General features: G+C 61.2%; 12 protein-coding genes. 1 reads left to right on the forward strand and 11 read right to left on the reverse strand.

Going from position 1 to position 14,845, the window contains the following annotated elements; all coding sequences use genetic code 11:
* Both JV241A_RS19410 and JV241A_RS27490 read right to left on the reverse strand, forming a co-directional pair.
* The coding region (locus tag JV241A_RS19410) for a transposase (RefSeq protein ID WP_240047852.1) at nt 1–243 on the reverse strand (243 nt) is incomplete at its 3' end.
* A 9-nt stretch (nt 244–252) separates the two neighbouring features.
* The gene (locus JV241A_RS27490; RefSeq protein ID WP_177414900.1) at nt 253–411 is read right to left on the reverse strand and encodes a hypothetical protein; all 159 of its coding nucleotides are present in this window, start codon (nt 409–411) and stop codon (nt 253–255) included.
* Between the two features lie 147 nt (nt 412–558).
* Here JV241A_RS27490 and JV241A_RS19415 point away from each other — a divergent pair, with 147 nt between their 5' ends.
* Nucleotides 559–1,221 (forward strand): response regulator transcription factor, encoded by a 663-nt coding sequence (locus tag JV241A_RS19415; RefSeq protein WP_134064056.1) that lies wholly within the window; start codon nt 559–561, stop codon nt 1,219–1,221.
* A 7-nt stretch (nt 1,222–1,228) separates the two neighbouring features.
* Here JV241A_RS19415 and JV241A_RS19420 read toward each other — a convergent pair whose 3' ends face one another.
* The 9 genes from JV241A_RS19420 to JV241A_RS19460 form a co-directional block, all read right to left on the reverse strand.
* A complete protein-coding gene (locus JV241A_RS19420; RefSeq protein WP_134064058.1) occupies nt 1,229–2,449 on the reverse strand; it encodes an EAL domain-containing response regulator in 1,221 nt (406 codons plus the stop codon).
* 84 nt (nt 2,450–2,533) lie between these two features.
* Nucleotides 2,534–6,070 (reverse strand): transporter substrate-binding domain-containing protein, encoded by a 3,537-nt coding sequence (locus tag JV241A_RS19425; RefSeq protein WP_166675723.1) that lies wholly within the window; start codon nt 6,068–6,070, stop codon nt 2,534–2,536.
* Nucleotides 6,071–6,220: 150 nt separating this feature from the next.
* Nucleotides 6,221–7,630 carry a threonine synthase gene (thrC, locus tag JV241A_RS19430; protein ID WP_115088447.1) on the reverse strand — a complete coding sequence of 470 codons (1,410 nt, stop codon included), beginning with the start codon at nt 7,628–7,630 and terminating at the stop codon, nt 6,221–6,223.
* A 105-nt stretch (nt 7,631–7,735) separates the two neighbouring features.
* Entirely contained in the window at nt 7,736–9,040 is a 1,305-nt protein-coding gene (locus JV241A_RS19435) for a homoserine dehydrogenase (RefSeq protein WP_036994034.1), read from the reverse strand.
* 79 nt (nt 9,041–9,119) lie between these two features.
* Nucleotides 9,120–9,848 carry a bifunctional protein-disulfide isomerase/oxidoreductase DsbC gene (dsbC, locus tag JV241A_RS19440; protein ID WP_115088448.1) on the reverse strand — a complete coding sequence of 243 codons (729 nt, stop codon included), beginning with the start codon at nt 9,846–9,848 and terminating at the stop codon, nt 9,120–9,122.
* Between the two features lie 173 nt (nt 9,849–10,021).
* Entirely contained in the window at nt 10,022–10,480 is a 459-nt protein-coding gene (locus JV241A_RS19445) for a hypothetical protein (RefSeq protein ID WP_134064060.1), read from the reverse strand.
* A gap of 74 nt (nt 10,481–10,554) precedes the next feature.
* Nucleotides 10,555–10,857, reverse strand: a complete 303-nt coding sequence (locus JV241A_RS19450; RefSeq protein WP_134064062.1) for a hypothetical protein — start codon at nt 10,855–10,857, stop codon at nt 10,555–10,557.
* A gap of 59 nt (nt 10,858–10,916) precedes the next feature.
* The gene (locus JV241A_RS19455) at nt 10,917–11,441 is read right to left on the reverse strand and encodes a hypothetical protein (protein ID WP_134064064.1); all 525 of its coding nucleotides are present in this window, start codon (nt 11,439–11,441) and stop codon (nt 10,917–10,919) included.
* Nucleotides 11,441–14,845, reverse strand: a 3,405-nt coding sequence (locus JV241A_RS19460; protein WP_134064066.1) for an RHS repeat-associated core domain-containing protein, incomplete at its 5' end; no start/stop codon positions are given. The genes JV241A_RS19455 and JV241A_RS19460, both read right to left, overlap by 1 nt.

Raw genomic sequence — 14,845 nt, forward strand, 5'->3', positions numbered from 1 at the left:
TGGAGTGATGGCCTTCGCGCCGACCGGTGTTTGACCTTCTCGTTCCTGGCGCAGTTGCTCGACCCAGCGACGAAGCGCGGTCCGCCCTAGACCAAGGCTCTCGCAGACATCAGGGACTGACTCACCATCGTCCAGCACCATCTCGGCAGCTTTGATTTTGAATTCGTTCGAGTAAGATTTTCGCACTGATTTTGCCTCCAATTGGGCGCCATAATAGCGCCCGACGAAGGTGTCCAAAATCATTAGGCCAGTTCAGTCCTGCAGCTGGCTGGGTTTGACGGTGCGCCGGAGGACGGTGCGCGACGCCTCATCGGTCAGGCGCAGATCAAAATCACACCCCGCGCTCAAGCGCACCAGCCTGACCTGGTAAGGCGCCAATGCTTCGCCAAGCAGCAATCTGATACATTCCATCTCATTCATTGTTCATCTACCTGTCGAGAAGGGGTCTTTCACTGACCCTGAGGCAGCCGGAAAAGTTCTATCAGTGCGATTTCCTCGACCCAGCATGCCCGGCAAAAATGACAGATTGAAATCCAGCGGATTGATCGGAGCTTGCCTGTGACAGACCCTACCCCGGGTGAACTGCGCATCATCCTTGCCGATGACCACCCGATCTTTCGCATTGGCCTGCGTGCCGTGCTGGAGCAGATTCCAGGCATTCGCGTGGTGGGCGAAGCTGGCGGTCCACTGGAGCTCACGACACTGTTGCAAGGCGTGGAATGCGACGTGCTGGTGACCGACTTCATGATGCCGCTAGAGCAGCAGAACGACGGCCTGAAGCTGCTGGAACAGTTGCGTCGGCACCACCCTCAATTGCCGATCCTGGTGGTGACCATGATCAACAACGCCGGGCTGTTTCGGGCGATGCTGGCCCTGGGGATCAATGGCCTGCTGAGCAAAGCCAGCCTGGCCGACGAGTTGCCCCAGGCCATCGTTCGCCTGCAGCGCGGCAAGATCTACCTGGCCGATTCTGTGCAGCAGTTACTGTTGCAGGAGGGTGCCGTGCGCGAAGACCTGGCCCGTGACCAGGCGGCCTTGTCGCCACGGGAACTGGAAGTTGCCCGCCTGCTTGCGGCAGGCCATACAGTCGGTCGGATCGCCGCCCTGCTCAACCGTAGCAAACAGACAGTGAGCAGCCAGAAGGTCAGTGCCATGCGCAAGCTGGGCCTGGCCAATGACGCTGCGCTGTATCTCTACCTGCAGGAACATGGCCTGGGCTAACGGTAGTTCAAGCCCTGCGCCGCTGTCTGGATTCGTCCGACTCTCGCTCCAGCATCCACTGGCAAAGGTCTTCCCCTGCCATCGGCCGGGCAATGAAATAGCCCTGCATCACCGGGCTGCCCAGGGCCTTGATCGCCATCAGGTCATCAACCGTCTCGACCCCTTCGACCACCACCTTCAGATCCATGCGTCGGGCCATGATCAGGGCACCGGCCACCACCGCCGCCTTGCGGCCATCATCGGCCATGCCACGGACAAACTCGCTGGGCAGTTTCAATTCGCTGAACGGCAGCTCCAGCAGGCGCTGCAGGTTGGACACACCCATGCCGAAGTCATCGATCGACAGCTGGCAGCCAAGAATGCGCAGGTGCAGCAGCCCTTCGAGCTGGGTACTGTCGAGCTGGCAGCCATGGGTTTCGATGACTTCCAGGGTCAGGGCACTGGCTGGCACGTCATGGCGCTGGAGGGCAGCGATGACCTGCGCAGCGAAATCGTCGCGCACCAGCATCTGCGGTGCGATGTTCACCGCCACCGGCAATGGCTGACCCTTGTGCTCCCTGAAGCGGACGCTGAAGGCCAGGGCCTGGTCGAGCACATGCCAGCTCAGCGTCTCCAGCAAGCCGGCGCCCTCGACCAGCGGGAAGAACTGCCCGGGGCCGAGCAAGCCAAGGCTCGGATGCTGCCAGCGTACCAGCGCCTCGACGCCTGCCAGAGTGCCGTCGAAACCGACCTTGGGCTGATAGTGGACCACCCATTGCGCCTTGCTCTGCGCTACTTCATCCGCTGACAGGGCCAATAACTCGGCATGGACCGGTACCGCGACGGCCGGGGGCGTATCGCCGGGCTCATCCAGGTAGCGGCGCAACAACTTGTGCAGGGAAACGCTGCAGGCCGGCTTCTGCAGGCTGCCGAGGACCCTCAGGCCCAGTTGCCGGGCAAGGTCGGCAACGCTGTCGAGCACCCCACGTTCGGCACTGCTGAGGATGATCAGTGCCGCGGCAAGCCCGCTGTCGGCCAGGTGACGGATCAGTTCCAGGCCGTCCTGGCCGTCCATGTGCAGGTCGCAGATGGCGATATCGACCCGCCCACGCCGGGACAGGGTCTGTCGGGCCCCCTCGACCGACTCAGCCGTCAGCACATCGAAGACGCCATTGGCGTTGAGCATCTGATGCAAGGCCATCAGTTGGAAAGGATGATCCTCGAGAATCAGAACCTTCAGTGAGCGCATGAATATTTCCCCGCAGTAGCCGATCTGTACGACAGCACCCTGCAACTTTAGGAAAATCGGCCTAGGACGCCCATAGGACATGTCCTAAAGTTCAGGCGACATTTTCCACAGCTCTTGTTGAATGTCCTGCTGCAACTGGTCTATCGCAGCCTTCAGCGTTGTCCATGCCGATGTCGCCAATGCCGTGGAACGTCCTTGGCGGGCGCTTTCCAGCTGCGCACAAGCCTGCGCCAGGGGCAGCGCATCAATCAGGCAGGCAACGCCTTTGAGGCGATGCAACGCCACGCCGATGCGCTCCCAGTCCTGCGCCTCGACGGCAGATGCCAGCAAGGCGGACTCCTCGCACAGGTTTTTCAGCAACTCTTCCAGCATGCGTTGCAGCACGGCGGTATTGGCCTGGGTCATCTTCTGCAGGGTCTGCATCCTGAAGCTGTGCCGGGGAGCCAACTGCTCGATCACCGCGACCAGCTGGGCAAGTGCGACCGGCTTGACCAGGCATTCATCCATGCCGGCCTCAAGGCAGCGGGCGCGCTCTTCCTGCATGGCGTTGGCGGTGTAACCGACGATGGCGATGGCTGGGCTCTGGCTGCCGCGCTCCAGGCGGCGGATGCCGCGGGCCAGCGCATAACCGTTCATTACCGGCATGTTGCAGTCGCTGAGCACCAGGTCGAACTCGCCGCCCTGCCAGGCCTGCAGAGCGCTCTGACCGTTTTCCACGGCCACCACCTCATGGCCGAGAAACTCCAGTTGCTGGCTGAGCACCAGGCGACTGGCCGACAGGTCGTCGACCACCAGGATCCGTCGCGCCGGGCCGCTGGGCAACCTTGGCGCGGGGTCTTGCGGCGCAGGTTCGGCGGCCACGGCTTCGAGGGTAAGTTCGACACTGACTTCGGTGCCTTTGCCCAGCACGCTGCGCAAGGCAATGCTGCCGCCCATCAACTCGACCAACTGCCGGCAGATGCTCAGGCCCAGGCCCGAGCCACCATATTCGGCGCCGGCGCCTGCCTGAGCAAACGGCTGGAATAGCTCGCTTTGCTGTTGCGCGCTGATACCGATGCCGGTGTCGCGCACACACAGCCTGAGGCCAACGCCATGCAAGCTGTCGTGCCCACTGCGGCTAACCTGCAGTTCGACCAGGCCCAGGTGGGTGAACTTCAGGGCGTTGCCCAGCAGGTTGACCAGCACCTGACGCAAGCGCAGCGGGTCGAACCAGTACACCCCTTGCGCCTCGCTGGCCAGTTGCAGGCGCAGGTCCAGCCCCTGACCGAGGGCCTGGGCGTGGAACTGCTCGACAATGGCGTTGAGGAATGGCTTGAGCGCCCGCGCCTGCGGTTCCAGTTGCAGGCTGCCGGCCTCGATGCGGGCAAGATCGAGGCTGTCACCGATCAGGGCGATCAGCTCGCGGGCTGACTGATGAGCCGTTTCCAGGCCTTGCGAAGGTACCTGGCCATGCGCCAGGGTCGTCTCCCGCTCAAGTTCAAGCAGGCCAATGATGACGGCCATGGGGGTACGGATTTCATGGCTCATGGTCGCCAGGAATGCACTTTTGGCCTGGTTGGCCTGCTCGGCCTGCTGGCGGGCTTCAACCAGCGCTGCTTCCAGCTGCTTGCGCTCGGTAATGTCGATCCAGCCGCCCAGCAGGCCCTGCAGTTGGCCGTCGGCACTGTAGAACGGCACGGTCCACTGGTAGGCGTCGGTGCGCTGGCCCTGGAATTCGATGCGCCGGTCAACGAATACTGGCTTGGGGTCCTCGAGCAGGCTCAGGTAATCGGCGTGCAGCTGTCTGGCCAGTGCCTCGGGAATGACTTCGATGTCCGTCAGGCGCCGGCCCTTGACGTCTTCCAGGCGCAACGAGAAGGCTTGCTCATAGCTTTTGTTGCAGGTGATCAATCGCCCTTCCAGATCGCGTACGTAGATCGGATTGGGGATACCGTCGAGCAACGCGCGCTTGAAGGCCAACTGGTCGTTGAGGGCTTGCTCGGCCCTTTGCCGCTGACGGATCTGCACCCGCAGGCGGCTGCTCCAGACCAACGACACCAGCCCAAACAGCACCGCTGCAGCCACAGTCCAGTAGATCCACGGCGCAATCCGCTGCCAGGCCGGCGCTGGCGGCGCCAACGCGCCCAGCCACTTCATGCGCACGGCGCGCAACTCGGCGACCGGGAAGGCTTCCAGAGCCTTGTTCAGAATGCTTTCCAGCTCCGGAGCGCTGCGCCGCACCGAGAACCTGTCCGGTGCCCACTTGCCCTCAACCCCGCGCCCGACCTTGAGCACAGGGTCGTTGCCGATCACGCTGTAGGCACCGATTTCGCTGTCGATAGTCGCCAATGCTTCGCCGCTGCGCACCTTTTCCCGGGCTTGCTCCAGCGAGTCCACCAACAGCAGGCGAACACCGGGGTGGTCCTGGCGAATGGTGCCTTCCAGTGCGTGCTGCGCCGGCAACGCCAAGGTCTGCCCGGCCAGTTCATCCAGGGACGCCAGGCCCAATTGCGCCTGGCGAACGATGAACACCCAGCTTTGCCCGCCAATGGAATGGGTAAAGTCGAGAAACTCGCGGCGCTCCGGGGTTTCGCTCAAGGTGGTGCTCATGTCGGCCTGGCCGCTCCTGAGCATCTCCAGGCTCTGGGCTATCGATTCAGACGGCGCATAGACGAATTTCAGCCCGGTCATTTGCGCGACGGTCGCCAGTACATCGCTGTTAAGGCCAACCCAGGCGCCCTGACGATTGCGGAACAGATAGGGTGGGTACTGGCTGCCGACCACGGTGACCGCCGGGTGGCTGGCAATCCACTCACGTTCGGCCAGGGTCAACTCGACCCGGTGATGCGCCACGTCCGAGCCCAGCCCGGAGGTCCAGCGACCGAGAATCTCGCGCCGCACCGACTCATCGAGGCTGGCCAGGGCGTCGTTGAACATGTCCTGCAGCAGCCGATCCTCGGCGCGCACGGCAAAGGCGAAGCCGATCGGCGGCAAAGCGCTGGGGCCGACCACCTGCAAGCCCAGATACGGGCGCAAGGCATTGAAGGCGCGGATGATGATCTCGTTGCCGATAAACACATCCACCTCACCCTGGTTCAGCGCCTCCAGGGCACTGCTCAGGTTAGGCGCCAAAAGCACCTGACTGTCGGGGTAGACCCGATGCATGACCCGGGTGTCGGCGTAGCCATCGAGCAGCACCACTTTCATCCCGGCCAACGACGGTGGCGGCACTGGCGCGCCACCGCGTACCACGACCATCGAGCGATCGGGAATGTAGTCGTCGGAAAACGCCAGGCCCGCCACACTGCGCTCGAAGCCATTGGCGCTGGTCAGCACATCGATATCGCCATGGCGTAGCGCCTCGATGGCTTCCTCGCGTTTGGCGAAGGCCAGTACCTGGGTTTTCACCCCGAGGCGTTCAGACACCAGGCTCAGGTAGTCGGCGCTGATGCCCTGGTAGCGATTGCGGTCGATGGTGATGTCCACCGGCTCGTAATCGGCAAACGAGATGCCCACCCGCAACACCCGCGACGGCCCCAGCCACTGTTGCTGCGCGCGGCTCAAGGCCAGCGGCTCAAGCTCGGTGAACGGCGGCGCCAGGGTAAAGGACAGACTCTGCGCGGCCTGCACCATGTGCCCCATACCTAGCCCGAACAGGCAGACCAATACCAGCCCTGCTGCGCGACGACGTCCTGTGCTCATTGATACCCCTGATTCGTTGCTGCAAACCAATGCCAGTGTAGAAATAAAAAAGCCCGTCAGAGACGGGCTTTTCATGTGCCGATCAGTCGATCAGAGCGGCTTGCCGCGATTACCGTGCTGGCTGACGAAAGCCTGAACGGCTTTCAGGTCATTGGCCAGTACCGTGCACTTTTCTTCGCGGGCGAACAGGTCGCTCAGGTGCGCAGGCAATTCCAGGGCCTTGCCGACCCCGGCCTTCTCCACCGCTTCCGGGAACTTGACCGGGTGCGCGGTGCCCAGCACCACCATTGGCGTATCCAGGCTGCGGCGGCACTCGCGACCGGCCTTTACGCCGATCGCGGTGTGCGGGTCGAGCACTTCGCCAGTCTGGGCAAAGACTTCGGCGATGGTTTCGCAAGTCTGCGCGTCATCGACGGCCAGCGAATCGAACAGCTTGCGCGCTTCGGTCCAGCGGTCTTCTTCGACGCTGAAGCCGCCACCCTGCTTGAAGTTGTCCATCAGGCCGGCAATGGCCGCGCCGTTGCGACCGTGCAGGTCGAACAGCAGGCGTTCGAAGTTCGACGAAACCATGATGTCCATGGACGGCGACAGGGTCGCGTGCAGGGTTTCCTTGACGTACTGGTTGCCGCTCATGAAGCGGTGCAGGATGTCATTGCGGTTGGTGGCGACGATCAGCTGGCTGATCGGCAGGCCCATGTTGCGCGCCAGGTAGCCGGCAAAGATGTCGCCGAAGTTGCCGGTCGGTACCGAGAACGCCACCGAACGCGCCGGGCCGCCCAACTGCAGGGCTGCGTGGAAATAGTAAACGATCTGGGCCATGATCCGTGCCCAGTTGATCGAGTTCACCGCCACCAGGCGAGTGCCCTTGAGGAAGCCCTGGTCAGCAAAGCTGGCCTTGACCATTTCCTGGCAGTCGTCGAAGTTGCCTTCGATGGCGATGTTGTGGATGTTCTCGCCGAAGATGGTGGTCATCTGCCGGCGCTGAACTTCCGACACGCGCTGGTGCGGATGGAGGATGAAGATGTCGACGTTGTCGCAACGGCGGCAACCTTCGATGGCCGCAGAGCCGGTGTCACCGCTGGTGGCGCCGATGATCACCACGCGCTCGCCACGCTTGGCCAGCACATGGTCGAGCAGGCGGCCGAGCAGTTGCAGGGCGAAGTCCTTGAAAGCCAGGGTCGGGCCGTGGAACAGTTCCAGCACCCATTCGTTGCTGTTCAGCTGACGCAGCGGCGCGACCGCGGTGTGGGCGAACTCGCCGTAGGTTTCTTCGAGAATCTTCTTGAAATCGGCATCGGCGATGCTGCCGGTGACGAACGGGCGCATCACCCGGAAGGCCAGTTCGTGGTACGGCAGGCCGGCCCAGGAAGCGATTTCTTCCTGGGTGAAACGCGGCAGGTTTTCTGGCACGTACAGGCCGCCGTCGCTGGCAAGGCCTGCCAGCAGCACGTCTTCAAAGTTCAGGGCCGGTGCCTGGCCGCGGGTACTGATGTAGCGCATTTTTGCAAACCTTCGGTTTGAGCTTCAAGCTTCAAGCTTCAAGCTGCAAGTCACCGCAGTCCCGCTGTGATCTTGCAGCTTGTAGCTTGCCGCTTGCCGCTGTTGTCAGTTGAGTTGTTCGACGCGGATACGCACCACGTTGCCGACCACATCCTGCAGGGCTTCCAGGGCGGTGATGGCATCATTCATGCGCTGTTCGACCACTCGATGAGTGAGCAGGATCATGGGCACCAGGCCGTCCTGTTCCTCGACTTCCTTCTGCATGATCGATTCGATGTTGATGCCGCGCTCGGAGAGGATGCTCGCCACCTGGGCCAGCACGCCCGGATGATCCTTGGCCTGGATGCGCAGGTAGTAGGCGCTTTCGCAAGCTTCGATCGGCAGGATCGGGTGGGCCGACAGCGAGTCCGGCTGGAAGGCCAGGTGCGGTACGCGGTTCTCCGGGTCGGAGGTCATGGCGCGAACCACGTCGACCAGGTCAGCCACCACCGACGAAGCGGTCGGTTCCATGCCGGCGCCGGCGCCGTAGAACAAGGTGGAACCGGCAGCGTCACCGTTGACCATCACCGCGTTCATCACGCCATTGACGTTGGCGATCAGGCGATCGGCCGGGATCAGCGTCGGGTGCACGCGCAGCTCGATGCCGTTGGCAGTGCTGCGGGCCACGCCCAGGTGCTTGATGCGGTAACCCAGCGCTTCGGCGTAGTTCACGTCAGCGGTGGTCAGCTGGGTGATGCCTTCGGTGTAGGCCTTGTCGAACTGCAGCGGGATACCAAAGGCGATGGACGCCAGGATGGTCAGCTTGTGCGCGGCATCGATGCCTTCGACGTCGAAGGTCGGATCGGCTTCGGCGTAACCCAGGGCCTGGGCTTCGGCCAGCACGTCGGGGAACGCACGGCCTTTTTCACGCATTTCGGTGAGGATGAAGTTGCCGGTGCCGTTGATGATCCCGGCCACCCAGTTGATACGGTTGGCCGAGAGACCTTCGCGGATCGCCTTGATCACCGGGATACCGCCGGCTACGGCCGCTTCGAAAGCGACGATGACGCCCTTCTCGCGGGCCTTGGCGAAAATCTCGTTGCCGTGCACGGCAATCAGCGCCTTGTTGGCGGTGACCACGTGCTTGCCGTTGTCGATGGCCTTGAGCACCAGTTCGCGGGCGATGGTGTAGCCGCCGATCAGCTCGATGACAATGTCGATTTCCGGGTTCGTTGCGACCTCGAACACATCAGCGGTAATGGGGGTACCGGTAATCTGGCAATTCGGGTTTGGCGAACGCATGGCAATCTGTGCCACTTCAATACCACGCCCGGCACGGCGGGCGATCTCCTCGGCGTTACGCTGAAGTACATTGAAGGTACCGCCACCGACGGTCCCCAACCCACAGATGCCTACTTTGACCGGTTTCACTGTGAACTCCCCATGAAACGACCGGCTGGCAGCCGATCGTGAAACTGCCGCCACCCCAAGGTGACGGCTTCAGATTGAATTACTTGGCCAGGGCCAGCTTGGCCACTTGCGGTGCCGGCTGGTAGCCCGGAATCACCTGGCCGTTTTCCAGGACGATGGCCGGCGTACCGTTGACGCCGATCGACTGGCCCAGGGCGAACTGCTTGCCGACCGGGTTGGCGCACTTGGCGGCCTTGATTTCCTTGCCGTCGATCATCTTGTCCAGCGCCGCCTTGCGGTCGCTCGAGCACCAGACCGCCTGCAACTGCTCGTCACCCGGCGAACCCAGGCCCTGACGCGGGAAGGCGACGTAGCGCACTTCGATACCGCGACGGTTGAGCTCAGGCACTTCGGCGTGCAGCTTGTGGCAGTACGGGCAGGTGGTGTCGGTAAACACCGTGATGTGCGACTTGGTTTCGCCCTTGGCAGGATAAACCACCATCTCGGCCGCTGGAATGGCATTAATAGTCTTGGCGATGGCCTGTCGTTCGGTCTTCTCGGTCAGGTTGACCGGCTTGCCGTCCTGGATCTGGAACAGGTAGCCCTGCATGACGAACTGGCCGTCGGCGCTGGCGTACAGCACGCGGCCGCCTTCGAGCTTGACTTCATACAGACCGTTGAGCGGGCTGGTGGCAACGCTGTCGACCGGCACGCCCAGTTCCAGGGACTGCAGGGTCTTGCGGATCGCCTGCTCGGCGTTGTCGGTGGCAGCGGCAAAAGTACTGACCAGCGCCAGGGCGGCGGCGGCGAAAATCTGGGTCACGCGCATGGGAACTCCTGAAGGCGGACAGGGGGCCGGATGCAGCACGCCCGTACTGAAAACGGGGTGTCATTGCGGCCCTCGGTGCAAACCGCCCAAGCCTACCACAGAAGCGGCGGCGGTCGGAGGCGTGCTCGATCGGGAGCGCAAGGCAGATCACGCCAGGTGTCGGTGATCGACGTTTAGCGACGAATCTTGTCCAGATGGCCCAAGGCATAGCTGCACGTACCTTTGGCGCCGGGCTCTATGTTCTGTAAGTGGATGAAGAATTTGCGCCCGTGCTCGCTCATGACCCTGACAAATTCATCTTTATCGGCGGCGACAGACACCTCGCGGTGGCAATTGACGCTCACCTGCAGACGACCATTGGCAGGGGTCAGTTTGACTTCGATTGGCTGGTCCGGAAAAAAGCAGCTGAACGATTGACTCTCACTAACCTTCAGCAGTCCTTCTGACAAATAGCTCCACAGGTCGTCGATATAATCAAACATGCTTTGATCAATAAGACGTTTACCATTGATAGATAGAACCAAAGCCCCTTCAATTTTATCCAGGCGGCGTACCTCGCCTTGATATTCAAAAAAGTCAACAAAACCGTCGGCGATTTTAATGTAGGTTTCAACGATGATTCTACTTTTCATTTCCGCCCTTGAATATAATCACCGACTGCAAGCATCTAGATGCGGATACTCACCAGCCGTTACAGATGAAACAGCTAAACCACCTCAACCATTGCAACGTACCGTCCGCCTTCATACACGTTCAAAGAATACCCTTTTCTTAGTAAAGAGAATGGCGCGCTCTCCACTAGAAAATAGGCTTTACCGAGACCGGTTCTGCTACCGACATCTTCTGTATTGCGTTCTATTTCCAACACTAGGCTCCAGTTCGTCTCTATCCCTGATTCATTTTTAAGCAGGTCGGTCGTAACGTAGTAGGGCGTCTTGTCAGGCAGGACGGCTTTCCCGCCTAAATGCTCATCAGTCCAATGCACTGCGACCTCCACCGTCTTTCTCATAGCTCCAGCCTCCACAGGCTATCCGGCGAGCCCGCTTTGGTTCGACTTTTGAGCAGTACTCAGGTCGATTGGGCGCGGCGTAGAACAGCGCGCAGTTGATTCGCCAATTCATCTACTTCCCGGTAGCTAAAGTCGCCACTGCAAACAGCACGGGAGGTGCCCTTCAAGTCGGCGAAAACCAGATCCTGCTCAGGGGTTTCCAACCTCCAAATGACACGTCCGAAGGTGTGATTACGTCGATGAGAAAACACCAGGAAATCGTCGAACAAAGTGCCACAGGTTAAAAAAAACGGCCTGGCGCGCTCACTGAAGTCCTCAGCCTCTTCCTCATCGAACGAAGAAAGATCCTTTTCCAGCAAGGCGAAAGTCTGCGAGACACTTGGGGAGTCATAGCACTCAGGCAGGCCTGGCTTACGCAGCAAGTCCTCAAGGCAACCCAGCAGATAACCTTCGAAGTAGATCAGATCCTCCAACGACCCCAGCGGCTGATTACTGAACCAGAATCGAGCATACCCCATCAGTTCGACACTGTCGGTCAGGACATATTCGATGGCGATTGATGCTTTGTTGCCGATGACGTTCATCAGAGTGCACAGCCTTTGAGGTTTCTGGCAAATTTTGGAACATTCCGCCTATCAATGGCTCGGGGACGTCCATTGATGTCTAGCCCGTCAGTTGAACCGTTCCAGTGGAATGGTTTTGTACCATCGGGTGCGCTGCTTTGAAAGCGATGCCATTCGGCCTTCTTCCCCTCGCCCACCTTGGTCCAGCGAGTTTTTGGATCATCAGGATCAGCAACACTGTTCTTGAACAGCGCTTCATGCTGTTCTGGCAGGATGCTCTTCGACGAATTGAAAGGTACCTTACGATCAGCCATGTAACCCGGATAGTGGTGGCCCGGGTTTTCATAGACTGCTTCAAGCCCCCAGGGATCTATCCAGCCGGTGGGGTTCGGGGCGTACTGATAAAGGTTAATCCCGCCAGCCAACCCAATCGGATCTGGCTGCGTGAACCGCCCGATATCCGGGTCATAAAACCGGAACGTGTTGTAGTGCAGGCCCGTCTCACGGTCCAGGTACTGGCCCTGAAACCTGAGGTTCTGTTCCTCAATGAAATGCGCCTCGCGCACTTCCTGCAGGGTATTGCCCCAGACCTGATACCGCGCCTGCCAGACTGCTTCGCCACTGTCATCCGTCAGCTGTTCGGGCAGGCCATTGAGATCGTTATGGTAGTAGCGCACCTGCTGGTGCAGCCCCGTGCCGTCAACCCGCGCCAATGGCTCGTGACTGCCTTCAACATACAGGTACAGGCTGGTCTGGCTGTATCGATGCTCCTGTAGCAAGCGCAGGCCATCCCAGGCGAAGCGGGTCTGGTCGAGCAGATTGCCCTGATCGTCGTATTCGCTTTTCTCGACACGCCGCCCCAGCGGGTCGTAGCGCATGTTCAGCACTCGCTCACGACCACCGTGCTGGCTGCGCACCTGGATCAGGCGGTGCTCGGCGTCGTAGCTGAAGTGCTGGATGCCACGCCGGCTGCTGCGTTTCTCGATCAGGCGGCCGAAGCCGTCGTAGCGATAGCGTTTGTCCTGGTAGGTGAGCACGCGGTTATGGCGCACCAGGCCGATGCCGGCTTGCGGCCCATCGAGCAGGTTGGCGGCGGCGTCGTAGGCGAAGGCTTCACTTTGGCCCTGGCCGGCGTCCTGGCTGGCCATGATCCGCCCGCTGGCATCGTAATGCAGTAATTGCTGGTGCTGGCTACCGGGCTGCTGGTTGAAGCGGCTGATCAGGTTGTCTGCGGGATCGAAGTCGAAACGTTGCTGCACCGCAGCCGGCAGTTGCGGCGGCTGGTGGTTGGGGCGGCGCAGCCGTGAACGCAAACGACCGCTGCGGTCGTACTCGCTGCGGGTACTGATACGCCCCTGGGTGCGCAGCACTTCGCGGTGCAGGCGGTCGCGCTCGAAGTCGCTGATCACCTGGCCGTCGAGATTTAGCTGATGCAGGTGACCGCTGCCGTAATACAGCCGGTTGAGCCAGCGACCATCAGGCAGCTGGCTCTGGATCAGGTTGCCGAGTTCGTCGTAGTGATGCTTCAGCACACCATTGGCACTGTGTTCTTCGACAAGCTGGCCGAAAGCATCATAAGCGAAGGCCAGTTGTTCGCTGTTGCCCGTGTTGTCGGTGAAGCTCACCGCCGTCAGTTGATCGAGAGGGTCATAAGCATACGAAGCAAGACCATCATCGGTATGCCTGGCGATCAACCGCCCCGCCGCATCCCGCTCCAGCTTGTGGGTGATTGGTTGCTGATGACTGTCATCCGGCGCCGGAATGAATTGCACCTGGCGGATGTCATCGAGGGCGTCATAACAAAAGCGCTTGGCACTGCCATCCAGATTCTGCTGCAGCGTCAGGCGATCCCCCAGGTCCCAGGCAAACCGGTAGCTTTCACCATTTTCATTGGTCAGGGCCTGAAGACGACCGTAGGCATCGTAGGCAAGCTGTACGTTGCGGCCATGGGCATCGATTCGCTCGCATACCTGACCACGACGGTCATGGCGGTAATGAGTAGGATGCCCGGCCAGGTCGATGTAACGATCCAGCAGGCCGCGCGCATTGTGCAGGTAATGTTCACTGCGGCCGTCGGGCAGCACCCTTTTGAGCAGCCTTCCCTTATGGTCGTACGAATACTCCATGCGTTCGCCGAGGGCATCGGTGACAGCCTGCAGATGCCCGCGCCGGTCATAGCTGAAGCGGGTCGGATACCCTGAGCAATCGACCTGCTCAATCAGCAGGCCCAATTCGTTCCAGCGCAGGTGCTTGTGCTTGCCCGCCGCATCGATGATCTCCACCACCTGGCCGCGTTCGTCATGGCGGTAGCGGGTGGTGTGGCCCAGCGGGTCGGTTTCGCTGCTGCAGTTGCCGCGCTGGTCGTAGCGATAGCTCCAGCGCTTGCCGGCCTTGTCGGTCTGTACCCGGGGCAGCGACCAGTGTTCCAGCCATTGGGTCGCCTCGCTACGACCCAGTGGGTCGATGCTTTCGCAGAGGTTGCCGGATTCATCGTACAGATACTGCCATTGCCCGCCCTGCGGGTCGGTGGCGGCCAGCAGCTGGCGTTCGTCGTTCCACTCGAAATGCCAGGTGTGGCCGAGGGCGTCGGTGTACTGGGTGATCTGGTACTGCGGGTTCCAGTGGCGGCTGCTGACCCGCTGCAGGCCGTCGGTGACCCGGGTGATGCCGGCTTCGAGGTCGTAGTCGAAGCGGTATTCGTCGCCGTCGTCGGTCCAGTGTCGGGTCACGCGCCAGTCGTCTGCAGCACGAGTCCATTCGTAGAAGCAGCGCAGGCCGCTGGGCAACTGGTGCTCGACCATGCGCCGGCCCTGGTCATAGGCGAAGCGTCGTTGCAGCTGGCCGCTGGCGTCGCGGACTTCGGCCAGGTCGCCGTTGCCGTCGTAGGCATAGCTGACCAGCAGTTCGCTCGACTCGTCGCTGTACCATCGCTCGATATGGCTGACCCGGGCTGGCCATTGGCTGCTGTAAACCAACTGCACCTGGACCACATCGAAGGTGTCGCGCAGCCTGAGCAAGCGGCCGTGGGTGTCGTAGTCCAGGTAGATGCGGTTGTCGTTACGGTCACCCAGTTGCGCCAGGCGCAGGCGTTGCGGGTTACCCGGGGTTGGCTGGAACAAGCGATAGAGACCGTCGACGCTTTCGATCAGCAGCTCGCCATTGTGCGCGCGACGCACGCTGAGGCCTTCGCCGGCGCTGAACACGGCATCACCACGAGGGATATGGCCCATGTCGACGACCCGTGCCTGTTCGTCGGTGAACAGCAGGCGCTCGCCGCCTTCAGGATGCGCTTCGATGGCGACGAAGACTTCGTAGTCGACACTCCAGCCAGCGCCAAACAGGCCGTCGCGGCGTTCATCCCGGCTGTTGTAGTAGCGCTGCCAGTCCAGCGGGATCAGTCCGGGCAGGCTGAAATCGAGTTCGGC

Origin of the sequence: Pseudomonas sp. JV241A, assembly GCF_900275665.1 — a bacterium.
Classification (GTDB): domain Bacteria; phylum Pseudomonadota; class Gammaproteobacteria; order Pseudomonadales; family Pseudomonadaceae; genus Aquipseudomonas; species Aquipseudomonas wadenswilerensis.